At 61.5% G+C, this 23,463-nt stretch carries 18 protein-coding genes; 11 read left to right on the top strand and 7 right to left on the bottom strand.

The window, feature by feature from the left end:
* The first annotated feature begins 54 nt into the window (after positions 1-54).
* A complete protein-coding gene (locus E4662_RS13130) occupies positions 55-5,493 on the top strand; it encodes an alpha-2-macroglobulin family protein (RefSeq protein WP_136442032.1) in 5,439 nt (1,812 codons plus the stop codon).
* A 4-nt stretch (positions 5,494-5,497) separates the two neighbouring features.
* The gene (gene pbpC, locus E4662_RS13125) at positions 5,498-7,510 is read left to right on the top strand and encodes a penicillin-binding protein 1C (protein WP_136442031.1); all 2,013 of its coding nucleotides are present in this window, start codon (positions 5,498-5,500) and stop codon (positions 7,508-7,510) included.
* Positions 7,511-7,516: 6 nt separating this feature from the next.
* On the opposite strand, the gene E4662_RS13120 is transcribed toward pbpC, so the two are convergent.
* From E4662_RS13120 to E4662_RS13110, 3 genes are read right to left on the bottom strand one after another with little or no spacing between them, the layout of a single operon-like run.
* Complete coding sequence (locus E4662_RS13120) at positions 7,517-7,876, bottom strand: hypothetical protein (RefSeq protein ID WP_136442030.1); 360 nt, start codon at positions 7,874-7,876, stop codon at positions 7,517-7,519.
* Between the two features lie 36 nt (positions 7,877-7,912).
* On the bottom strand, positions 7,913-8,623 hold the full coding sequence (locus tag E4662_RS13115; RefSeq protein WP_136442029.1) for a DUF599 domain-containing protein: 711 nt from the start codon (positions 8,621-8,623) through the stop codon (positions 7,913-7,915).
* A 1-nt stretch (position 8,624) separates the two neighbouring features.
* Positions 8,625-9,035 carry a CopD family protein gene (locus E4662_RS13110; RefSeq protein ID WP_136442028.1) on the bottom strand — a complete coding sequence of 137 codons (411 nt, stop codon included), beginning with the start codon at positions 9,033-9,035 and terminating at the stop codon, positions 8,625-8,627.
* 134 nt (positions 9,036-9,169) lie between these two features.
* Between E4662_RS13110 and E4662_RS13105 the strand changes: the two genes are divergently transcribed.
* The 8 genes from E4662_RS13105 to E4662_RS13070 all read left to right on the top strand — a co-directional run bounded on the left by E4662_RS13105 (position 9,170) and on the right by E4662_RS13070 (position 16,574).
* Positions 9,170-10,618, top strand: a complete 1,449-nt coding sequence (locus E4662_RS13105; protein WP_136442027.1) for an FAD-linked oxidase C-terminal domain-containing protein — start codon at positions 9,170-9,172, stop codon at positions 10,616-10,618.
* 47 nt (positions 10,619-10,665) lie between these two features.
* Positions 10,666-11,793 (top strand): FAD-binding protein, encoded by a 1,128-nt coding sequence (locus E4662_RS13100; RefSeq protein WP_136442026.1) that lies wholly within the window; start codon positions 10,666-10,668, stop codon positions 11,791-11,793.
* Positions 11,790-12,137, top strand: a complete 348-nt coding sequence (locus tag E4662_RS13095; RefSeq protein WP_136442025.1) for a hypothetical protein — start codon at positions 11,790-11,792, stop codon at positions 12,135-12,137. The genes E4662_RS13100 and E4662_RS13095 overlap by 4 nt, the downstream gene beginning before the upstream one ends.
* A 75-nt stretch (positions 12,138-12,212) precedes the next feature.
* Positions 12,213-13,505 carry a glycolate oxidase subunit GlcF gene (gene glcF, locus E4662_RS13090; RefSeq protein WP_136442024.1) on the top strand — a complete coding sequence of 431 codons (1,293 nt, stop codon included), beginning with the start codon at positions 12,213-12,215 and terminating at the stop codon, positions 13,503-13,505.
* Positions 13,506-13,594: 89 nt separating this feature from the next.
* The gene (locus tag E4662_RS13085) at positions 13,595-14,410 is read left to right on the top strand and encodes a trypsin-like serine peptidase (RefSeq protein ID WP_240705185.1); all 816 of its coding nucleotides are present in this window, start codon (positions 13,595-13,597) and stop codon (positions 14,408-14,410) included.
* A complete protein-coding gene (locus tag E4662_RS13080; protein ID WP_136442023.1) occupies positions 14,407-15,225 on the top strand; it encodes a trypsin-like serine peptidase in 819 nt (272 codons plus the stop codon). The genes E4662_RS13085 and E4662_RS13080 overlap by 4 nt, the downstream gene beginning before the upstream one ends.
* Positions 15,226-15,230: 5 nt before the next feature.
* Complete coding sequence (locus tag E4662_RS13075; RefSeq protein ID WP_136442022.1) at positions 15,231-15,974, top strand: hypothetical protein; 744 nt, start codon at positions 15,231-15,233, stop codon at positions 15,972-15,974.
* A gap of 129 nt (positions 15,975-16,103) precedes the next feature.
* Positions 16,104-16,574, top strand: a complete 471-nt coding sequence (locus E4662_RS13070; protein WP_136442021.1) for an Hsp20 family protein — start codon at positions 16,104-16,106, stop codon at positions 16,572-16,574.
* Positions 16,575-16,629: 55 nt separating this feature from the next.
* On the opposite strand, the gene E4662_RS13065 is transcribed toward E4662_RS13070, so the two are convergent.
* Complete coding sequence (locus E4662_RS13065) at positions 16,630-17,625, bottom strand: NAD(P)-dependent alcohol dehydrogenase (protein ID WP_136442020.1); 996 nt, start codon at positions 17,623-17,625, stop codon at positions 16,630-16,632.
* A gap of 103 nt (positions 17,626-17,728) precedes the next feature.
* On the opposite strand from E4662_RS13065, the gene E4662_RS13060 reads away from it, so the two are divergent.
* Complete coding sequence (locus E4662_RS13060) at positions 17,729-18,625, top strand: LysR family transcriptional regulator (protein ID WP_136442019.1); 897 nt, start codon at positions 17,729-17,731, stop codon at positions 18,623-18,625.
* A gap of 60 nt (positions 18,626-18,685) precedes the next feature.
* Here the strand turns inward: E4662_RS13060 and E4662_RS13055 are convergent, their stop codons facing one another.
* From E4662_RS13055 to E4662_RS13045, 3 genes are all read right to left on the bottom strand, one after another.
* Positions 18,686-20,836, bottom strand: a complete 2,151-nt coding sequence (locus tag E4662_RS13055) for an esterase-like activity of phytase family protein (RefSeq protein WP_240705193.1) — start codon at positions 20,834-20,836, stop codon at positions 18,686-18,688.
* A gap of 140 nt (positions 20,837-20,976) precedes the next feature.
* Positions 20,977-22,929: a vWA domain-containing protein gene (locus E4662_RS13050; RefSeq protein ID WP_136442017.1), complete on the bottom strand. Its 1,953-nt coding sequence runs from the start codon at positions 22,927-22,929 to the stop codon at positions 20,977-20,979.
* Complete coding sequence (locus E4662_RS13045) at positions 22,926-23,459, bottom strand: RNA polymerase sigma factor (RefSeq protein WP_168797970.1); 534 nt, start codon at positions 23,457-23,459, stop codon at positions 22,926-22,928. The genes E4662_RS13050 and E4662_RS13045 overlap by 4 nt, the downstream gene beginning before the upstream one ends.
* Positions 23,460-23,463 lie beyond the last annotated feature (4 nt).

Below are 23,463 nucleotides of genomic sequence, written 5' to 3'. Positions count from 1 at the left end.
GCAAGCCGGGGGCGTGGGGGTGCACCATGGGGCATTCCTTAGAGGAGCGTTCCCATGCGCCGTTTTCTGACCGCCGCGTTGCTCGGCCTGTTTTGCACTTCCAATGTTTCTGCACAGGAAGCGGTGCCGGACCGGCGATTGGTTGTGACCCGCGATGTCGATTTCTACGGGGCCGATCTGCAGGCCCTGTTCGATACGACACAGGAAGCGTGCCAGCGGCAGTGTCTGAACAATCCGTCCTGCAAGGCGTTCACTTTCAACCGGCGGTCGAATGCCTGCTTCCCAAAGTCCGAAATCACGGACCGGCAGCCCTATGAAGGGGCGATCTCGGCGCAGGTTATTGACATCACGCAGGACGCCTTGAGCCTTGCGGAGGCTCGGCAGGTGGAACTGGGGTTCCTGCGCGAGGGGGATATCACAACCGCGAGCGGTGAAGCGTCGGCCCTTGGCGTGCGTCATGGCGGCGGTGAATGGACGGTTGAACAGCTTCTTGATGCGGCGCAAAGCAGCCGCGTACAAGGCAATCTGCGCGATGCTATCCATTGGACGGGCGCCGCACTGGCGCAGTCAGACTCGGTTCAGCACTGGTTGCAATACGGGGCATGGAGCGCCGAGGTTGCCGAAACGCTCAAGGGCAGCGATCGGCGCAAGTATCGGAGCCGGGCTTTCCTCGCTTCGGTGAATGCCTACCTGCGCAGCCCTGAACCGAACACGCAGGTATTGTCCCTTATGGCGATGGCCCTGGCGATGGAAAAGCAAGGCCGGGGCAAGGACATGATCCCGCCGCTGCGGCTGGCCGAGACCTTGGCAGGATCCGATGAGGTGACAAAGGTTCTGGACGGCGCGATCGCAAAATACGGGTTTCGCGTGGCGGAACATGATGTGGACGCGGACACTGCCGCGCCGCGGATCTGTGCGGAGTTCTCCGAGCCTTTGATCCGTGCAGGGCAGGACTACACGCCGTTTGTCCGCCTTCCGGACCCGCGTCTGGCGGTGGAAGCGGACGATCAGCGGATTTGCATCAGTGGCGTGCAGCATGGTGGCCGCTATACCGTGACTTTCCGCTCCGGCCTGCCTGCCGCTTCGGGCGAGAAGCTGGTCAAGGATGTGGAAATCACCGCCTATGTGCGGGACCGCTCTCCCTCTGTCAGCTTCCCCGGGCGGGCCTACGTTCTGCCCAAAAGCACCGATGCGGGGCTGCCCGTGGAGACGGTAAACCTGTCCGAACTGGACCTTACGTTGCGCCGGGTTTCGGATCGCAATCTGCTGCGCGCCATTCAGGACAGCTATTTCGGACGACCGCTGTCCTTCTACCAAGAACGCAACTTCAGCACAGACGTGGCGGAGGAAATCTGGTCTGGGGTTGGTGAGGTGGAAAACCGCCTGAATGCGGATGTCCTGACCCGCCTGCCCATGGGCGATGTGGTGGGCGATTTGCCTGCCGGCGTGTATGCCCTGACCGCGTCTGTGCCAGGCACTGATCCCTATGACGGGGAGCGGGCGACGCAATGGTTTATCCTCTCCGACATCGGTTTGACGACGATGCAGGGCAACGATGGGTTGACCGTTTTTGCCCGCGGTCTCGGCTCTGCAGAGCCCCTGGCCGGGATCGATGTCACTTTGCTGTCGTCCTCCAACCGGGTGCTGGAAACCGTGCAAACTGACGCAAATGGCGTTGCCAGTTTTGGTCCGGGCCTCCTGCGTGGAACCGGCGGGGCCGAGCCTGCGCTGGTGACTGCAAAACAGGGCGAGCAGGACATTGCGTTCCTGTCGCTCACCGATCCCGCTTTTGATCTGTCCGATCGCGGCGTCGAGGGGCGCGCGCCAGCCGGGCCGATTGACACCTTCCTTGCTACGGATCGCGGGGCGTACCGCGCTGGCGAGACGGTCCATGTCACGGCCCTGACGCGCGACGCATCGGCAAAAGCGGTTTCTGACCTTCCTGTGACGATGATCCTCACACGGCCAGACGGTGTCGAATATTCGCGCCATGTCTCCGATGGTGGACAAGCTGGCGGGCATGTGTTCGCCCTTCCTGTTGCGGGTTCGGCTCCGCGCGGGACATGGCGCTTGGAGGCTTTTGCCGACACCGACGCGCCTGCGCTGGCTTCGAAAACCGTATTGGTCGAAGATTTCGTACCGGAGCGTATCGACTATGATCTCAGGCTGCCCGACGGCATCATCAACCCCCTTGATGCGCCGGACCTGTCGATTACTGCGCGATACCTGTTTGGCGCGCCGGGCGCGGAACTCCCGGTTGAAGGCGAGGTTATCCTGCGGGCACGAAACACGCTGGACGCCTTTCCGAAATACAGGTTCGGGCGTCACGAAGCGGGCGTCTCGGTCAGAACGGCCAGCCTGCCCGGCGATCTTGTCACCGATGCGGATGGCGCCGCCAGCCTGAGATTGCCGATCCCGGACATGAACCCGGAGGGACGGCCGATGACGGCTCTGGCGCGTTTGCGTATTACCGAAGGATCGGGACGCCCCGTGGAGCGCGAGATTGCGCGCCCCGTCGCGCCACCGACCGCGATGATCGGCATACGCCCTGCTTTTGATGATACTCTGCCGGAAGGTGCCGAAGCGCGTTTCGACGTAATCGCCCTCGGCCCGGACTTGTCGCCAGAGGCGATGCAGGTCACTTGGCAGGTAAATCGGGTTCGGACGCGGTATCAATGGTATCAGCTGTACGGCAACTGGAACTGGGAGCCGATCACCACCCGCGAGAGCATTGCCCGAGGCACCGGCACGCTGGGTGATGCGCCCTTGAATATCGCCGCCGACGTGGAGTGGGGGCAGTATGAGATCGTTGTTGAGCGCACCGATGGCGCGTATGTCTCTGCGTCGATGACCTTCGATGCCGGATGGTACGCCCCGGCCAATGCAGCGGATACGCCGGATATGCTTGAGGTCTCTCTCGACAAACCGGCCTACCAACCCGGAGAGATGGCCACCCTGCGGATGGTGCCGCGCTATGCGGGCAAGGCGCTTGTGACCGTGCTCGCGGACAGGGTTATTTCGATGCAGGCCATCGAGGTTTCCGAAGGCGAGAACACGCTGTCCCTGCCGGTCACGGATGACTGGGGAGCCGGGGTCTATGTCACGGCGCAAGTGATCCGGCCCATGGATGTGTCTGCCGGGTACAACCCCGCACGGGCACTTGGTCTTGCGCATGCCGCTGTCGATCCCGGCGCGCGGCAACTCTCCGTTGCGCTCGACGCGCCGGGGGAGGCCCTGCCAAGGCAGACCCTTTCCGCCGCCGTTCAATTGGAGGGTGTCGGCGAAGGCCAGACAGCCTATGTCACGGTGGCCGCTGTTGACCTTGGCATTCTCAATCTGACCGCTTTCAAAAGCCCCGATCCCGCCGGGTATTACTTCGGCCAGCGGCGTCTTGGTATCGAGTTGCGCGACATTTATGGCCGCCTGATCGACGGGGCCAATGGGGCCAATGGGGCCATGGGACAAGTGCGGTCCGGGGGCGATGCCTCTGCGGGAATGCGCCTGCAAAGCCCACCGCCGACCGAAGCGACCGTGGCTTTCTTCCAAGGGCCGGTACAGGTGAACGCAGAAGGGCGCGCCGAAGTCAGCTTTGACATGCCGGATTTCAACGGCACGGTGCGTCTGATGGCTGTCGCCTGGAGTGAAACCGCCGTGGGGCAGGCCGAGCAGGACGTTCTGGTGCGCGATCCGGTTGTGATTTCTGCCTCGGTGCCGCGTTTTCTTGCGCCGGGAGACAGCTCGCGCCTGCTTTTGGAACTGACACATACAAAAGGCGAGACCGGGGTGATGCCTCTGTCCGTGACGTCCGCCGGCTTGAACCTTGCGTCGGAAGCAATCCCGAGCGAAGTGATCTTGTCCGATGGGCAGAAAACCGCCTTGACGATCCCGATCACGGCTGTCGATCCTGGTGATTTCACCATAGCCATTGCTTTGACCACACCGGATGGCCAGCGCCTGACAAAGGACCTTACGCTTGGGGTGCGGACCAACGATCCGGCGGTTGGCAGCACACGCCGCCTGTCCCTGGCGTCCGGGCAAAGCTTCACCCTGGATGGTGAGGTTTTTGCCAACTTGCGCCCGGATGGTGCCTCTGCGCTTGTCTCGGCAGGTCCGCTCGCGCGGTTTGATGCGCCGGGGCTTCTGGCGCGGCTTGACCGGTATCCCTACGGCTGCACCGAGCAGGTCACCTCGCAGGCTCTGCCGCTCCTCTACATGTCGTCCGTCGCCGAGCCGCTTGGCATCGGTGATCCCGCCCGTATCGCCTTGCGCATCGACCAATCGGTGACGAGAATCCTGACCCGTCAGGCGGCGAACGGGGCATTTGGATTGTGGCGGGCGGAGTCCGGAGACTTCTGGCTTGATGCCTATGTCACGGATTTCCTGAGCCGGGCCAAGGCGCAGGGACATGACGTTCCGGATCTTGCCTTCCGCAACGCGCTCGACAATCTGAAAAACCGTATCGCCTATGCGCCGGATTTTGACACGGGCGGGGAAGATATCGCCTATGCGCTCATGGTGCTGGCTCGCGAAGGGTCGGCGGCCATGGGAGATCTGCGCTACTATGCGGATGAAAAAGCGGACGCTTTGGCGACACCCATGGCACAGGCGCAGCTTGGCGCGGCACTGGCGGCTTACGGCGATCAGCAACGCGCGGATCGGCTCTTTACCAAGGCGGCCGCGCGTATAGCGAAGCCCGTGGGCAGCGAGCGCGTCTATCGTGCGGACTTTGGCTCCCGGTTCCGTGACACGGCAGGAGTGCTGTCCCTCGTGGTGGAAGCCCGGTCCGATGCCGTGGACACAAGCGATTTGAGCGCCCGCCTTGCCTCTGTCACGCGCCCGCTTTCGACACAGGAGCAAAGCTGGGCGCTTCTGGCGGCGCATGCCATGGTGCAGGACCCGACGGTCTCCGGGCTTGAGATCAACGACGCCCCCCACGCGGGCCCGCTTGTGCAAAAGATCGATGCAGCCTCCTTGCAGCCGATGACCATCCGGAACACCGCCACAACACCGACGGACGTGACACTGACAACCCTTGGCGTGCCGGTTGGGCAGGTCGAAGCAACAGGCTATGGATACGCCCTAACCCGTGAGTATTTCACCATGGACGGGCAGTCGCTCGGGGATACCATCGAAACCGGAGACCGCATGGTTGCTGTGTTGACGGTCCGCCCGTCCGAGGCAACGCGCGCCCGGCTGATGGTAGACGATCCTCTGCCCGCCGGGTTCGAGATCGACAATCCGAACTTGCTTCGCTCCGGCGATCTGCGTGGTCTGGATTGGCTTGAACCTGCAGAAGCAGACCATGCGGAGTTCCGCTCTGACCGATTCCTTGCTGCTGTGACCCATTCCGGCACCAAGCCTTTCCGTCTTGCCTACATCCTGCGTGCGGTCTCCCCCGGTGAGTTCCACCATCCCGCTGCGCTGGTCGAAGACATGTACCGCCCGGACTACCGCGCCACCACGGCGTCGGGGCGCGTGACGATCCAGCCGTAACGCCATGAAACGGCTGCTCGCCCTTGTCTTTTGCCTTTGGTCTGTCGCGTTTGTTCGCGACGGGCTGGATCAGGTGATTGATGATACCGAGCTGCCGGTTCTGGTACATGGCACAGCGCCCGAAGTGCGGGATCGGAACGGCGATCTGCTGCGCGCATATACCATCGAAGATGGTCTCTGGCGGATGGCTGTGAGCGCCGATCAGGTTGATCCGTTGTTTTATGACATGCTGATTGCCTACGAGGACAAGCGGTTCCGGCAACACATCGGGGTCGATCCCAAAGCCACCTTGCGGGCCGCATGGCAGGCGATCCGGCATGGCGAGATTGTCTCAGGTGCGTCGACCCTGACCATGCAGGTGGCGCGCCTGCTGGAAGACGGCACCACAGGCCAATGGGCGGGCAAACTGCGGCAGATGCGATTGGCTCTGGCTCTGGAAAGGCGTCTGTCCAAGGATCAGATTCTCGATCTTTACCTTTCGCTTGCGCCTTATGGGGGCAATGTCGAAGGGCTGCGCGCCGCGTCTCTGGTTTGGCTTGGCAAGGAACCGCGCCGCCTGACTCCGGCGGAGGCTGCGCTTCTGGTCGCGCTCCCGCAGGCTCCGGAAAGCCGCCGTCCGGACCGTCATCCGAAGGCCGCTCGGATCGCGCGGGATCGGGTTTTGATGCGGATGGCGAAGGCCGGGGTGATCTCGGTGGAGGCGGCGCGGGCCGGTCAGACGGATCCTGCTCCGCTGGGCCGTCACCCAATGCCGCAGATCGCGCCACATATGGCTGATCGGGCTGTCGGATCGACCGGGGGGCGGCATGATCTCACGCTGGACCGGGCGTTGCAGTTGGCATTGGAGGATCTGACGCGAACCTATATGCGGGGCCGCGACAGGCGGCTCTCCATGGCTGTCGTTCTGGCTGACATCGAAGGCGGCGACATTCTCGCGTCCATCGGCTCGCCGCGCTACACGGCCACGGAAGGGCAGGGCTTTGTGGACATGACACAGGCGCTGCGCTCGCCCGGGTCGACACTGAAGCCACTTGTATATGGGCTCGCCTTTGACCGGGGGCTCGTGCATCCCGAAACCCTGATCCTCGACACGCCGGTCCAGTTTGGCACCTACGCGCCGCAGAACTTTGATGGCGTGTTTCGCGGCGAAGTGGCTGTCAGGCAGGCGCTTCAACTGTCCTTGAACATTCCGGTGGTCAGGCTGACTGAAGCTCTCGGTCCGGCGCAGCTCATGTCTGCCCTGCGGCAAGCCGGGGTGAACCCCGGCCTGCAAGGCGGTGCTCCGGGATTGGCTTTGTCGCTCGGCGGTGTTGGGGTGAACTTGGAAGACATGGTGCAGCTCTATGGCGCGATGGCGCGCGGTGGTCAGGCGAAACCGCTGCGATGGCGGAAAGACCGCGATGCAGAACCGCTGGGGCGCATCATGAACCGGGCGTCTGCCTGGCAGGTCGGGCATGTGCTTGCCGGTCTGATGCCGCCGCCGCAGTCCGGCCCTCGTGGCCGTGTGGCTTACAAGACGGGCACGTCATACGGGCACCGCGACGCCTGGGCTTTGGGCTGGAACGGGCGCTATGTGGCAGGTGTCTGGATTGGAAGGCCGGACGGGACGCCAGTGCCGGGTGCCTTTGGCGGCGATCTCGCGGCGCCAATGCTGTTCGAAGTGCTCGGCCGCGCCAGCCTGCGCCCGGCGCCTCTGCCAGCGCCGCCGCCGGAGACGTTGATGGTATCCCGGGCTGCCCTGCCTGCACCGCTGCAACGGTTTGGTGAGAGCCAATCTCAGCCGAGCCTGCAAGTGACCTTCCCGCCCGACGGGGCGCGGTTGGCGGCTCAGGGAGACATCCCGATCAAACTGCGGGGTGGAACCCCGCCCTACACGCTCTTGGCGAATGGGGCTGTTGTGAGCACAGAGTTGCGCGGCAACGCGTTCTCGGCATCTGGCCTTGGCGCGGGTTTCACGACCTTGTCGATTATTGATGCAAAAGGCCAATCGGGCCGTGTGTCTGTGGAACTTCGGTAAGGCGCTCTATTCCAGAGAGATGGCAACGCGGTCTTCATTCCAGCCATCGTCAGAGCATTTCGCCCGTACAAAGACGGTGCTCACACCTGTTGGGATTTGAATGCCACCAAGGCTGCGCGTAAACGGTTGTTCGGTCACATGCGGGTGCGCCAAAACGCGTGTTCCTAGGTCCGTGCCATCTTCCAACTCGACGCGCCAGCCGTCTGCATAGTGATCCCAGCCTGTGTCCGGATGGGCGAGCGTGACTGAAAACCGATAATCGGTGCCCTGGCGCTGAGCATCCACGGCGATGATGTCCGGCGGGTCGGCGAAAGCCATACCAGCGAAGAGGAACAGACCAGACGTGATCGATAGAAAAGACCGCATGGGGCGGAGACTAACAGGCTTGATACAAGCGGGGCGTCACGTCTGCGTGTGGTTGGGTTTCGCCAGCAGCACGCGTCTGGACTGAGACGCAAATTCTCGGCGCAGGATGACCCCGGCTGTAAACAAGGTCGCACAGATCAGCGCCCAGGGGCCGGCGAGCCAGGCGGTGGCGGCGATGCCAAAATACACGGATCGCAAACCGCGATTGAATCCGCGGGCCGCGAGGATGTTGATCTCGCCGGCTTTCGCGGCGAGCGGGAGCGCTTCAGGATCATCCGGATCGTTCGGGACCGAAGCCATCAGAACGGCGCAATAGCCAAAAAGCCGATGCGACCAGATGAACTTGAGGAAGGCGTTCACGGCCAGTGCGAGAAACGCGAAGACCTTGATTTCCCAAACAAACAAGGGATCCGTCTGTTGTGTCAGGTCTTCGGCCAGCCCGCTTAGCCGTTCTGTATTCCCCAAAAGTGCAAGGCCGCCGCCGATGGCGATCATGGAGCCGGAGGCGAGGAACGCGGCCCCCTGTCGGAGCTGCCCAGCGATCTGGCTGTCGAATATGCGCGGTTGTCGGGTGACGAGCTGCACCATCCAATCGCGGCGGAAGGCGGCCATCAGGTTGGACGTAGACGGGTACTTTTTTGGCGAATGTTCGATCAGGTGCGTGGAGCCGAGCCAAAGCAGCAAAAGCAGACCGACGGCAATAAGATCGGCCAACTGAAACAGTGAAAGGCGATCGACAAGATCCATGTCAGAACGGCTTCACGACAACGACCCAGAGCACTGCAATTGTGCCGACAACGCTGATCTCGTTGAAAACCCGCAGGTACAAGTCCGACTCGGTGAAAACACCTTTCTGCGCGCGTTTCACGAGGCGCCCCGTCCATAGGTAATGCACAGCGAGAAGCGCCACGAGCAACAGTTTGAGGTGCACCCAGGCCGGCCAGCCGAGCCAGTGCGCGTACCACAGGCCCGTGAGGATCCCGATGATGCCAAGACCGAAGGAGAATCGGTAGAGCCGATAGGTGAGATCCCCGAGCGGTCCGTCTTCGCCGGTCTTCTGGTAATCCCGCTTCCAGTAGATGATCGCGCGTGGCACGGCAAAGATGGATGTCATCCAGCCCATGACGCAGAGAATGTGAATGATTTTAACCCAGTCCATGCCCGCAAATGACCCTGATCGCTGCACAAATTCAAGGGAGGACAGGCTTGTCGGAATTGGGGATTGGCAAATCCGGTATTTTGGTTATATTAATTTACCAATTGCCCCGTTTTAGGGAAATTCAGGAGCCCGCCATGCAGATGCCAGCCCCAGACGCCACGATCATTGCCCGCAAGCCGCGCATTGTTGCCCGGCTTAGGCAGGTCCTGCCGCCTGACGCCGTGATCGACGATCCGGCCGAGACGCGCGCTTACGAATGCGATGCACTGACGGCCTATCGCTGCCCACCCCTAGCCGCTGTGCTGCCCGGCAACACGCAGGAGGTCGCTGACGTGCTTCGGGTGTGCCATGAGGAGGGCGTTCCCGTGGTGCCGCGCGGTTCGGGGACGTCTCTGGCCGGTGGGGCGCTGCCAACAGCGGACAGTGTAATCCTTGGCGTAGCGCGGATGAACGCGGTTCTGGAGACTGACTACGACAACCGCTTTATTCGAGTGCAGACCGGGCGCACCAACTTGTCTGTAACAGGCGCGGTGGAAGAGAACGACTTTTTCTACGCGCCGGACCCGTCTTCCCAGCTTGCCTGTGCGATTGCCGGAAACATCGCGATGAATTCGGGTGGGGCGCACTGTCTGAAATACGGGGTGACCACGAACAACCTGATGGGTGTGACCATGGTTCTGTTGGATGGCACGGTGGTTGAACTTGGCGGAGCGCATCTGGATGCGGGCGGCCTTGATCTTCTGGGTGTTGTCTGCGGAAGCGAAGGGCAGCTCGGTGTGGTGACTGAAGCGACCCTGCGCATTCTGCGCAAACCCGAAGGCGCGCGCCCGGTGCTGATCGGCTATGACTCCAATGAAGTCGCCGGGGCCTGCGTTTCTGACATCATCAAAGCGGGTGTGCTGCCCGTGGCGATCGAGTTCATGGACGCGCCCTGTATCCGTGCCACGGAAGATTTTGCTCAGGCCGGGTACCCGGACTGCGAGGCGTTGTTGATCGTCGAGGTCGAGGGCAGCGAAGCCGAGATTGCGGAGCAGCTCACCAAAATCAAGGATATCGCGCGGCGCCATAATCCTGTCGAACTGCGCGAGGCGACGTCGGATGACGAAGCGGCGCGGATCTGGCTGGGCCGCAAAGCCGCCTTTGGCGCGATGGGCAGCATCAACGATTACATGTGTCTCGATGGCACGATCCCGGTCAGCGAACTGCCCTATGTTCTGAAACGCATCGGAGAGATGTCACAGGAATTCGGGCTTGCGGTTGCCAATGTTTTCCATGCCGGAGACGGCAATATGCACCCCCTGATCCTGTTCAATGCAAACGAGCCGGGCCAGCTTGAAACCTGCGAAGCCTTCGGTGCGGAGATTCTCAAACTGTGTGTCGAGGTCGGCGGGTGTCTGACCGGCGAGCATGGTGTGGGCATCGAAAAGCGGGACTTGATGACGGATCAATATGATCCGGCAGATCTGGAGATCCAGATGGCGGTCAAGGACGTCTTCGATCCCGGTTGGCTCCTCAACCCGGCGAAAGTGTTTCCACTCGAAGTCTCTCAGTCCCGCCGCGCGCGGCAGATCGCGGCCGAGTAGAGCGCCTGTTTGGCTGACCCACGAAGATTTGGACCAAGAAAAAGCACATGAAACCTGAGACTGAAGCGGCTTTGGCCGAGATGATTTCTGCCGCAGACGGCCCTCTTTTCATCCGGGGCGGTGGCTCGCGCGATGTCGCGGTTGCTGGCGCTGTTCTGGAGACAGGCGGTCTTCGCGGAATAACGCTCTACGATCCGGGATCGCTGACGCTTGTCGTCAAGGCAGGTACGCCGCTGGACGAGATCGAAGCCGCGTTGGAGGCCGAAGGGCAAAGGCTTGCGTTCGAGCCGATGGATCATCGCGGACTGCTGGGCACATCCGGTGCGCCCTCCATCGGCGGCGTTGTGGCCGGAAACATCAGCGGCCCGCGCCGGATCCAGGCGGGCGCTTGCCGTGACTTCCTGCTTGGAGTGCGCTTTGTCGATGGCATGGGGCAGATCATCAAGAACGGCGGACGCGTGATGAAAAACGTAACCGGCTATGATCTGGTCAAACTGATGGCCGGAAGCTGGGGCACCTTGGGCGTGCTGACAGAGGTCAGCCTGAAGGTTCTGCCCAAGCCAGAGGCGGCGGCGTGCTTGCTTATACATGGGCTGCAAGACGCTGAGGCCGTTGCCGCAATGTCCAAAGCTCTGGGATCGCCTTTTGACGTGACAGGCGCGGCGCACACACCCTCCGGCGTGGATGGCCATCCTGTGACCATGATCCGGATCGAAGGATTCGAAGGTTCAGTATCCTATCGCGCGAAAAAGCTCCGGGAGATGTTCGCGGATCGTGATGTGCGCGTTGAGACAGAGCCCGCTCGCGTGTCGGCGGGATGGCGCTGGGTGCGGGATGTCGAGCCGATGCATGGCAGCACCGGGGATGTCTGGCGTGTCTCGATGAAGCCGTCTGACACGCCGGATTTGGTGCAGGCACTGCGTAGCGAAGGGTTTGTCAAATCCGTGCTGTACGATTGGGGAGGCGGTTTGGTGTGGATCGAAACCGAACCCGGCAAAGACATTCGAACAACGGGACTCAAAGGCCATGCAACGCTTGTCCGCGCGTCGGATGCCGCCCGCGCGCGCATTGCCCGCTTCCAGCCGGAGCTCGCGCCCGTCGCCGCATTGTCCGATGGTATTCGGTGCAAGTTTGACCCCCGGGGCATTCTCAATCCGGGAGTCATGACGCAATGAACGGCATGCTGTTCCTAACCTTTGTCCTGATCTTTGTCGTTGGCCCGATGCTGTGCGCGGTTCTGCTGCGTCTGCCGACACGGCTTTCCGTTCTGATTGGGCTGGGTCTTGGTGCAGTGGTTTCGGTGACGCTGGCGCTTATGCTGCAAAGCATGGGGCCGATGCGAATGCTCCCATCCCTGATCTTGCTGTGGCTTGCCTGGGTGCTTGCCGTGGCCATGACCGGGCATGCCTTTCTGCGCCGTATCAAGGCTCCGCGCGCACGGCGCTGGATCACCCTGATCGCGCTTTTGACCACAACCTTGCCATGGTTCGGACTGGCCACTGCGCGCGTCATGCTTTGACGCGCCTCATGCCGCCGATCCGACGACTTCACTCTCGCCGCCACCCATCCTTTCAGCTCTAGCCAGAGATCCGATATGCAGACGACCTTCACAGAAGCACAACTTGAGGATGCGGGCACCGCCCGGGCCAACAAAATTCTGCGCACCTGTGTGCACTGCGGGTTTTGTACTGCGACCTGTCCCACCTATCAGGTTCTTGGCGATGAACTCGACAGCCCACGTGGGCGGATCTACCTGATCAAGGATATGCTCGAGAACGAACGGGTGCCTGACGAGAGAACCGTCAAGCACATTGACCGCTGCCTCTCCTGCCTCGCTTGTATGACAACCTGTCCGTCGGGTGTGCACTACATGCACCTGATCGACCATGCGCGCGCTTATGTCGAAAAGCACTATGACAGGCCATGGTCGGACCGGGCCCTGCGCTGGGTGCTGGCTCGGATCATTCCGTATCCGACACGGTTCCGGGTGGCCCTGCTTGGGGCAAAGATTGGCAGGCCGTTTGCCCGCTTCATGCCGGATCCGCGGTTGCGGGCGATGCTGGAGATGGCACCGAAGCACATCCCGCCCGTCAGCCGCAATGATGATCCACAAAGCTTTGCCCCGAAGACTAAAAAGCGCATGCGTGTTGCCCTGATGACCGGCTGCGCACAAAAGGCGCTGAACACCGATATCAATGATGCCACCATTCGGCTGCTGACGCGCATGGGGGTGGAAGTTGTCGTGGCCAAGGGTGCTGGTTGCTGTGGTGCGCTCACGCATCACATGGGCAAGGAAGACCAGAGCCATGCCTCTGCCGCCGCCAATATCGCGGCCTGGAAAGCGGAGATCGATGGCGCAGGTCTGGACGCGATCGTGATCAACACCTCCGGCTGCGGCACAACTGTAAAAGACTATGGTCATATGTTCGCGGGCACGGCGCACGAAGCCGATGCTGCTCAGGTTGCCGGTCTGGCCAAGGATGTTTCCGAAGTTCTGGCCATGTTGGAGATCCCCGAAAGCGCGCCCAAGGGCATTCGTGTGGCTTACCACGCGGCCTGTTCGCTCCAGCACGGACAGAAGATCAAATCGCACCCCAAGGCGCTGTTGAAACGGGCCGGGTTCGAAGTGGTCGAGCCTGCGGACAGTCATCTGTGCTGCGGATCTGCCGGCACATATAACCTGCTACAGCCGGAGATTTCCGGCCAATTGAAAGAGCGGAAAGTGCGCACACTGGAGGCCAAACAGCCCGACATTATTGCAGCAGGAAACATTGGTTGCATGATGCAGATAGGCTCGGGGACAGCTGTGCCGATTGTTCACACGGTCGAACTGCTGGACTGGGCAACGGGCGGTCCAAAACCGCGCGCTCTGAACGAGACAAATTAGACACGCCTGCCGCTTTCCGGATCGAATGCCCTAATTTTGCCCAACGCGCTGGTTAACCAAAACCAAGATCAAAGCAATGGGCCGACTTCGTGCGCGTATTTATTATTGTTCTTTCCTGCCTTTGGGCTGTTTCCGCGCAGGCTCAGGGGTTCTTTTCTCTGGGCAGCGACTCTCTGGGCAGCGACGAGGACTCGCGCAAATGGGAGGCGGTCGGGCGTCTTGATGTGCCGGGCGATGCCTTTTGCACCGGGGCCCTGATTTCCCCGGACCTTGTGATCACTGCGGCACACTGCCTGTTTGATCCGAACACCGGCGCACGGGTTCCCATTGATGACATCAAGTTCCTTGCCGGTTGGCGGGTGGGTCGCGCGGCGGCCTATCGCCGGGTGCGGCAGGCGGTGCATTTGCCGGACTATGACTTCAACGGCCCGGCAGACACGGACAGGGTGCGAAAGGACCTCGCACTGATCCAACTGCAGCATCCGATCAAGAACACGACAATCACACCATTCGCCATCGGCGCGCGTCCGGCCAAAGGCGCGGATGTTGGCGTTGTATCCTACGGTCACGATCGCTCCGAGGCGCCGACGCTGGAAGATGTTTGCCGGGTGTTGTCGCGGCAAGGCGGGATCTTCGTCTTGTCCTGCGAGGTGGAGTTTGGTGCGTCGGGTTCGCCCGTCTTCAGTTTCGCACCGGACGGCACCCCAAGCATCGTGTCTGTTGTGTCCGCCAAGGCGCGGGATGAAAACACCGGGGCGGCAATATCTCTGGCGGTTTCCCTCGATGCGCCGCTCGGGGTTCTGCGTACCTTGATTTCCGAAGGTGTGGGGCTGCCTCGGGGTTTGACACACCAGACTGCGGGCACTCGTAACGAAAACACCGGCGCAAAGTTCATCAGGCCATGATCCGCGCCGCTCTGATCGCATGTGCCAGCCTCCTGGCCAGCCCGCTCGCCGCCCAACAGACGGTCTACGATGTCATGAACAATCGCGGTGCCATGCTCGGATGGGAGGCGGTCGGCCGGATCGATAGCCCCGGCGGGTTTTGCACAGGCACGCTGATTGCCCGGGATCTCGTTCTGACGGCGGCGCACTGCGTGTTTGACAAGGCCGGACGCCCGATTGCCGCAAACACCCTTCGGTTCCGGGCCGGGTATCACCACGGTCAAAGTATCGCGGAACGCCGCGTCGCCCGTTGGGTTGCGGCAGAGGGCTATTCTGACCCCGGCGCTGTGCATCTTGATGCGACGCGGATCGCCAATGATGTGGCCTTGCTGCGCCTTGAGGCCGACATTCATTCTGCCGAGGCGGACCCGTTTCGGGTCGCTGAGGCACCCGCCAGGGGCACAGCCGTCAGCGTTGTGTCTTATGGTCAAGGGCGCGCGCATGTTCTGTCTCGCGAAGCGAAATGCGCTGTGACCGATCGCTATGCCCAGGGCATCCTTGGGCTGGATTGTGATGTGACCTTCGGGTCCTCCGGCGCGCCTGTCTTCGTGCACGAAAACGGACGGCTGCGGATTTTGTCTATCATTTCGGCCATTGGCAAGGACGACAGCGGCAGCGAAACCGCGCTGGGCATGACGTTGCCGTATCATGTCAGCGCTTTGAAACAGCGTCTCAGGTCAGATGCAGCCCGGCCCAAGGTCAGTGCCGGTGCACGTCGTCTCAGCGTCGGACACGGCGCGCGTAACAATTCGGGAGCGAAGTTCGTACGCCCATGAAGCACATGTTCCAACACCTTATCGCAGCGTGTCTGCTGGTCTCATTACCCGCTGTTTCCGCAGCGCAATCCCCGGTTCCAGCCGAGTTGCAGCAAACGCCGCAGGCCGGTGAGCTCCTGATTGGCACCCAAACCTGCCCCGGCATGCTTTTGATGCCGCAATTCGCCACCGTGACAGAATCCTGCCTGAGGGACAGCGCACCGGAGACTGCGCGTTTCACCGATCTGGTGTTCTTTACGCTGGATGGCAGTGACCTTCCGCTTTACCGCCTGCCGGTTCTTGGCTGGATGCTGCATGGCGATCAAGCGCCGCGCGGCGGTGGCGTGCGGGATGCGGTCGGCATTGGCGGCGGACTGGTCATGCTGCAACTGGATGTGGAAAGCTGGCAGTTGTCCGATCCGGACGCTTTGCCTTTGGCGCAAGACGCCCGAACGCCAACGCGTGAGGTTGGCGTCACCCGAGGGTTGGTCAGCGACCCTGTGGTCAAAAGCGATTGCGAGTTGCTACGCGATCTCAGCGGGCAGGAAGATTATGCCGCAGCCCTGCTGTGTGACATGACGGAAAGGGACAAACCCGCAGAAGCCGCCGCGCCGGTGAACAACCGGCCCAAGGTCAACCGGGGGATTGGCGGAACTGCCGGTAATGCGCGAGATCCAATGGCGTTTGATCTCGATTCGATGCGCCTTGGCGTTCGTCCGGCTCAACCTCGCAATCCGGGCGCCCGTTTCGTCTCGCCCGGCGGGTCTTGAAACCGCAAAAACGCATGCCTACCTGAGAGTGACCGGGGCGCCGCAGAGCGGGTTCCGGAACCAGAACAGACGCCTGTCTCCAAAGAGAAGGCGCCGCAGAAATTGGTATCGCTCAAACGGAGGATTCCCATGCGACACTTTGATTTTGCACCGCTTTATCGTGCAACTGTTGGCTTTGATCAGATCGCGGACATGATGGACCGCGTCCTTGCTAACGACGTCAGCCAGCAAACCTACCCGCCTTACAACATCGAAAAGACTGCCGATGACGCCTACCGCATTTCGATCGCGGTGGCCGGCTTCTCCGGTCAGGATCTGTCGGTCGAAGTGAAAGAGCAGGCGCTGGTCGTCTCTGCCCGGAAGGCGGAAGACAATAACGAGCGGAGCTACCTGCATCGCGGCATTGCCACGCGCGCCTTTGAACGCCGTTTCCATCTTGCCGATCATGTGCGCGTCGTCGGCGCGACCCATGAAGACGGCATGCTGCACATCGAGCTTTCCCGCGAAATCCCGGAGGCGCTGAAACCGCGCCAGATCGAAATCGCAGGGCCGTCCCGCGCCATCGAAAAAGACGTGGTCGACGCTGAAAAGGTCAACTGACCGACCTCAAGGGTGAATAAACGCGGCCCCGGGGAAACCCGGGGCCTTTTGTATTTTAGGCGCTGAGCGCGGTTGCGGTTTGCGCGTTCATTTCAAGGACAACAGTCCCCGTGCTGTGCCTGCTTTCCACCTGACGGTAAGCATCGAAGATGCGCTCAAACGGGTAAATGTGGTCGACAACTGGGCGTAGCCTGCCTTCAGCAATCCAGCCTGTCAGCCGCGTCAGATCTTCCGCCGTATCGGAACTGACCGCCAGCGCAACGCGCGGCCCACCGGTCAGCTTGGCCCGGATCATGTCCCACAGTTCGCGCCCGGCCATGTTGAGCGGTACAAACACGCCACCGGGTTTCAGGGTATGGCGCATTTGACCCCAATGGGTCACGCCTACGGTGTCGAACACCACGTCATAAGCGCCACGCGCGGCATCCACGCTTTCTTGGGTGTAGTCAATCACCCTGTCCGCGCCGAGCGCGGTCAGCATGTCGGCGCGCCCCGGTCCCGCCACGGCGGTCACGACCGCACCCATCGCCTTTGCGATTTGCACGGCAAACGAGCCCACGGCGCCGGACGCGCCGACGATCAGGACATGCTGCCCGCGCTGCAGCTTGGCCACGTCGCGCAGGAACACCAGTGCCGAGTTTCCGCCAAAGGGCAAAGAGGCGGCTTCTGTATCCGACAGTGCGTCCGGTGTGGCGACCACAGCCGCATCTTCCTTCACGGCGACATACTCCGCGTGACCGCCGTGTCCGACAAAGCCAAACACTCGCCCGCCGGTCTTGAAACGTGTTACGGCATGTCCTGTTGCGATCACGGTTCCGGCCATGGCCACGCCAAGAACCGGCTGTTTTGGTGTGCGAAACCCGAACATCAAATGGCCGGGCAGTTTCGTGATGCCGGGAAAGGCGGCGGCCCGGATGCGCCAATCGGCAGTAGTCACAGCGGCGGCGCCAACGCGTACAAGGATTTCATCCGGGGCGGGCGAAGGGGTGGGGCGCTCGGCAAGGGTCACAACATCTGCGGGACCGAAGCGATCGTAGACTGCGGCTTTCATCTCTTGTCCTTTCAACAATGCGTTTATCTCTTGAGCGCACAGGTAAGATATACGGGTTCGGATGATAATTGACGAAAACTGGATGCATGATATGCGTTAGTGTATGGATTGGAAATCGGTCACCTTTGATTGGAACAGGGCCCGCGCCTTTCTCGTCACCGCGGAAGAGGGCTCGCTCTCGGCAGCGGCGCGTGCCCTTGGTATGACGCAACCGACGCTGGGGCGGCAAGTGACGGCGCTCGAAGAAGAGCTGGGTGTTCTGCTGTTTGACCGTGTTGGACGCGGGCTAGTTCTGACCCACGCCGGGGCGCAGCTTATGGAGCATGTCCGGGCCATGGGAGACGCTGCCGCTTCGCTGTCTCTGGTCGCCTCCGGGCAAGCTCAGGCCGTAGAAGGCACCGTTGCGGTCACAGCGTCAGAAATCTACTCCATGTGGCTTCTGCCGACCGCGCTGAAAACCCTGTCGGAACGCGCGCCTGGAATCCACGTGGAGGTGGTTGCCTCCAACGCTGTCCGGGATCTCAAAAGGCGCGAAGCGGATATTGCAATCCGCAATGCCAGGCCCGATCAACCTGATCTGATCGGCAAACTGGTGGCGCATGATCGCGGCGGTTTCTTTGCGACAGCCGATTGCCTGAGGATCCTTCCTCCGATCGAGACTCCGGAGGATCTGGCAAAAGCGCGGCTTGTCGGAATGGAAGAGAACGCGCGCTATATCGCGGCGCTCAATGAACGCGGCATACCTGTAACCGAACAGAACTTTTCCGTTACGCCAACAACGCATCCGGTCCATTGGGAAATGACGCGGGCCGGGCTTGGCATTGGTGTGGGGCCGCTTGGCTTTGCAGCAAGACATCCGGGATTGGTGCGGGTTTTGCCGGACGTGGAGTTTGAGTACCCGGTCTGGCTCGTGGCGCATCGTGAACTACGGACAAGCCCAAGGGTCAGGCTCGTCTGGGATACCCTAGCCGAAACTGTGCCAGAGCTGCTAAAAGCTTGAAAAAAGAAAGCCCCGCAGCCGGTCGGTGCGGGGCTTTCGATGCTTTTGGGGAAGGCCGGATTACAGCTTGCCGATGCTCCAGAAGAGCGTTTCGCCAGAGCTGTCATCGACGCCATCATTGTCTGTCGAAACCCAGGCTGTACCGTCTTCGAAGATCGCAAGACCTTCGACCTTATCGACCACATAACCGCCCTGCGCTGCCAAGTCGGGCAGGACGTCGTAGGCTTCTTCCTTGGATACAACCGGCAGATCGCCGCCAAGTGGAGCCGGGACCATGTCGGACGCCGGGATGCGGTAGATTTTCTTGGTCACCGCGTCTGCACCAATCTGGTTGTCGCGTTCGATGACGTAGACATGATCGCCATGCGCCACGATCTCGGACAGGCCAACCCAGCCTTTCTCAGGAGAAGCCTTGGGATAGAGAACTGCGCCCCATTCCTTGGTCTTCAGGTTGTAGGCAACAAGCTTCACGTGATCTTTCGGATCGTCTTTCCACTCGCGCTGAACTGCCATCCAAAGCGTGTCGCCGACCTTTGTGATGCCTTCGAAGCCAAAGCGCTTTTCGACCGCGGCCAGTTCGGCAGGGATGGTGATCTCACCTTTGTTGGTCTTGATCAGCCCGTCCGGCTGCACGTGGTAAATGGCGTGCGGGATCGCGCGTTCGGTGCGGCCTTCGCTGGCCACGTAGAACCCGCCCTTGCCGTCCAGCGTGATGCCTTCGAGATCGAGCTTTTGCGCAGCGGACCCGTCCGCGCGGTGCACACGGATCACGTCAACGATCTTGGCCGGGGTCTGCGTGGTGTCGATCTTGAAGATCGACGGCTGGTAGCCATAGAAACTGTCGTTCACGGCCCAGACGATGCCTTTGTCATCCGCCACCATGCCGGACAGAGCGCCCCAACCGATCAGGTCCTTGGCCCCTTCTGAGGTCAGTTGCGGATAGGCTGGTGCAGCGTTCTGATACTCGTAGATCATGACGTGCGCACGCACGCCGCCATCTTCGATCAGGTCAACTTCGTTGGCAGAGATCAGAAGGTTGCGCTCGGGGATCGCCACATAGCCTTCCGGCCCGATGCCGGACGGCAGCAACTGCTTCAGCACCGGAGCGCTTGGGTTCGTCGCGTCATAAACACCGACAGCGGAGCCGCGCTCGGAGCCGACAAAGACCATCGGCGTTTCGCCAAAGGTTGCGGTTTCGATGGACTCGGGTTCAACGCCTTTGGAGTCCGAGCGTTTGTCCGGGTAGTGGCCGATCTGGATCAAAGCATGTTCGAAGGATTCGCCGCTTTCAAAGACGACGGTGCCGTCTTTCGAAAAGATGGTCCAGCCGCGCGAACCGCCGTCCATGTCACCTTCGTTTGCCGTGGCAAAATGGGTGTCGTCGAGCCATTTGACGGCGTCGGGTTCGCGCTTGCGCCCCAACTGGCTCTTGTCGAAATCGAGCGAACCGCGTTCGTCCAGCGTATCGATGTTCTTCAGGTCCACCGCACCTGCGGAGAAATGCGCGAGCACCTCGCCGTCTTTCGAGACAACCGCCAGATGGTTGTTCTCCTGCATGGTCACGACGGTCTCGCCAAGGCTGTTGATGTCAACAAACTCCGGCTCCGGGTCTTCCGGCGAGACCTCCGCAAGATCGGTCAGAGCAACCTGTTGCAGGCTATCGCACTGAACCGCGCCGTCTGTCACAGGCAGAAGCGTCAGGAAGCCCGCGGGCATCTGACCGGTGCGGCCGTCCCCCTCGTCCTCGTCACGTTCGTTCTCGATAGCCACGGCGATCTGGCTGCCATCCTTTGCCACGGCCACGCTGTCCGGCTGACCGCCAAGATCACAGCGCGCGATCTCGTCGCCGCTCTTGATATTGATCGCGGCGAGGTAACCCGAGGGATTGTCATAGTCCGGGGAGGTGTTCACACCGACAAAGGCGGTCTCACCCAGAATGCCGACAGAGGTCGGCTCGCCGTCCAGAGCGATGTTGCCCAGCGGCTTCGGCTGGTATGCATCGGTGATGTCGATCCGGCCAAGCGCGCCGAGCGGGCCATCGGTGTAGACCAAAGTCATGCCATCGGCAGTGGCTGCGATGATTTCCGCGGACGTTTCGCGCGAGATGTCTTCGCCTTCCGCCATGTTCAGCGGCGTGGCAAAGCTTGCGATGCGGTTGAAGTTCATCTCGGCCAGCGCAGGTCCGGCGAGCAGCGCAAGGGCGCTTGTCATTGTGAGTGTGCGGATCACGTGGGAATCCCCCTGATGGTGCAATACCCGTGCGAAGTGACCCGGGGATGTAACAGTCATGCGACTGTTTTGTGAACCTTACACGGCAACCCCGGCTTTGGGCCGGGATTGCCGATTTTGGCTCACTTGGACAGGCTCTGCGCTAGCCGCATCAGGGTGACAGCCTCCTGGCGGTAGCCGAAAGGATCGTCGCCGCGCGCGGCTGTTGCCGCGTTGATGGCGTCGTCGAAGGTGTAGTCGCCAATCAAATCGGATCCCTGCAACAACTGCCCGAAGCCAGCAATCGCCGCCGCGAAATCGGCGTCGGGAAGAGGCGCGGTATCCGCCATGATCGGCGTTTGGACCAATTGGCTGACGCTCTCACCCGGAGCTTTGTAGCGCAGTTTCAGGAAACCAAGCTCGTCGCTCTCTGGCGAGAGCGCCGCGCGGTCATAGCGCAGCGGATCGGTCAGCCGGGCTTCGCTCCCGACAGGGGTGATCTCATAAAGAGCCGTGACCTGATGGCCCGCGCCGATTTCTCCCGCGTCCACTTTGTCATTGTTAAAATCCTCGCGGCGCAGCGCGCGGGTCTCATAGCCGATCAGACGGTATTCTGCGACCAAAGCCGGGTTCCATTCCACCTGGATCTTCACATCATCCGCGATGGGCACCAAAGCGCCGGTCAGCTGATCAACCAGCACTTTCTGTGCCTCGGCCAGCGTGTCGATGTAGGCTGCCATGCCATTCCCGGTTTGCGCCAGCGCCTGCATCGTCGCGTCATCGAGATTGCCGCGACCAAACCCGAGAATACTTAAGTAAGTGCCCGTTTCCCGTTTGTCGGCGATATAGTTCTTGAGCGCATCAGGATCGCTGATCCCGACGTTGAAATCACCGTCAGTGGCGAGGATCACACGAGAGACTTTGCCGTCCTCAGCCATCGCTTCAGCTGTGGCATAGGCCAGTTGCAGGCCTGCCTGCCCGGCCGTGCTGCCGCCGGCATCCAGTCGTTCCAGTGCGTCAAGAATAGTCTGCCGCTCGCTTGCCGGGGTTGGCTCCAGCACGCGGCCGGCGCTGCCCGCGTAGGTCACGATGGAGACCGAGTCTTCTGCATTGAGTTGCCCCAAGAGCAGGCGGAAGGATTGCTTGAGCAAAGGCAGCTTGTTCGGATCAGACATGCTCCCGGAGGTGTCGATCAGGAACACGAGGTTCAGGGGCGGGCGTGCTTCCGGCATGGCCCCTTGCAGGCCAATGTGCACCAATTGCGTGCCTTCGCGCCACGGGCTGTCCATCACGCCAAGCGAGGCGCGGAACGGCTCTGCGCCCTGCGGCGACGGGTAGTCATAAGGGAAATAGTTGATCATCTCTTCGATCCGTACGGCACCCTCGGGCGGGAGCCGTCCAAAGGACAAAGAGTTGCGGATGATCGACCAACTGGCGGTGTCCACGTCGATGGAGAAGGTGGAAACGGGCTCTTCTGTTGTGACCTTGATCGGATTGGACTCGGCCTCCGGATACGCCTCGGTGTCCTCCGGGGCAAGCAAGAGCCCGTCTTGCAGGATTTGCGGGGCGGGGGCCGCTTTGGCCAACCCGCCCGCGAAAGGCGCAGCTTCTCGCGTCATCATGCGTGGCGCCGGTGCTCCGGCGGCTTCTTCCATCACAATGACCGGCTCAAACTCAAGCGCGTGGGTGTCGGCCAAATCCTGTGCGTCTTCTGTACGCGAGGGTGACAAGACCAGCGGTTCCGTGACGGGCTCCTGCGGGAGCACCGCCGCTTCTGGCTTTGCCGCAATGTCATTTCCGGCCTTGCTGAACGGCACCTCCTGCAACACGGGGATAACGGCAACAAGCGCGACAGCGGCAAGTGCAGTGGAGGCGGTCAGGACGCCGCGGGAAGAAAGCGTTTTGGTCAACATGGCAATTACTCCTCTGAAACCCCGGTTTTCGGGGTCTTCAGGGGTAGGACGCGCCTCGGTCGTCTTTCCTTGGAGGCTGTCGAAATTTTTCATCGCCAGCGCGAGGTTTTCCGCGCGCCGGGCCGCATCCGGCTCGGGTGTTGCATCGTCCAGCGCACGTTTCAGATCGTCGAACTCGCTCATTGTTCCGCCTCCAGCATGCGCTTCAGCTTCCTTTTGGCCTCGGACATACGCCAACTCACCGTGCCTTCCGAAATGCCCTGCACCTCCGCCACCTCCGCGTGACTGAGTCCTTCCAGAATAAGCACAACAGTTTCGCGCAGCTCGGGCGGCGTAAGCGCATCCATCGCAAATCGCAGCCAATCAAGGCGTTCCGCCGTTTCCGCCTGCGCGGCCCTGCGCGACACTTCCCAATCGCCCCAGCCTTCGGCTTTGTGCCGATATGTGTTTTGCCGTCGCATCCGATCGCGTGCGGCGTTGACCGTGATGCGGTAAAGCCAGGTGGTGACCTTCGCATCCCCCCGAAAACCAGCCAGTTTCGCGGGCAAGGCGGCACAGATATCCTGTGTTAGATCCTCGGCATCGGCGCGGCTACCGGTCAGGCGAAAGGCCAGCCGAAAGATGCGGTCATGCAGGCGCGCGATCAGAAGCCCGAAGGCATTCCGATCTCCACCGGCCGCGGCCAGCGCAAGGCTTTCATCCGACGTGTTCATGTCC

The sequence above is a fragment of the Pacificoceanicola onchidii genome (assembly GCF_004804335.1).
Lineage (GTDB): Bacteria > Pseudomonadota > Alphaproteobacteria > Rhodobacterales > Rhodobacteraceae > Pacificoceanicola > Pacificoceanicola onchidii.
The sequence above is the reverse complement of the archived record's forward strand: the minus strand, read 5'-3'. Positions and strand labels throughout refer to the sequence as shown.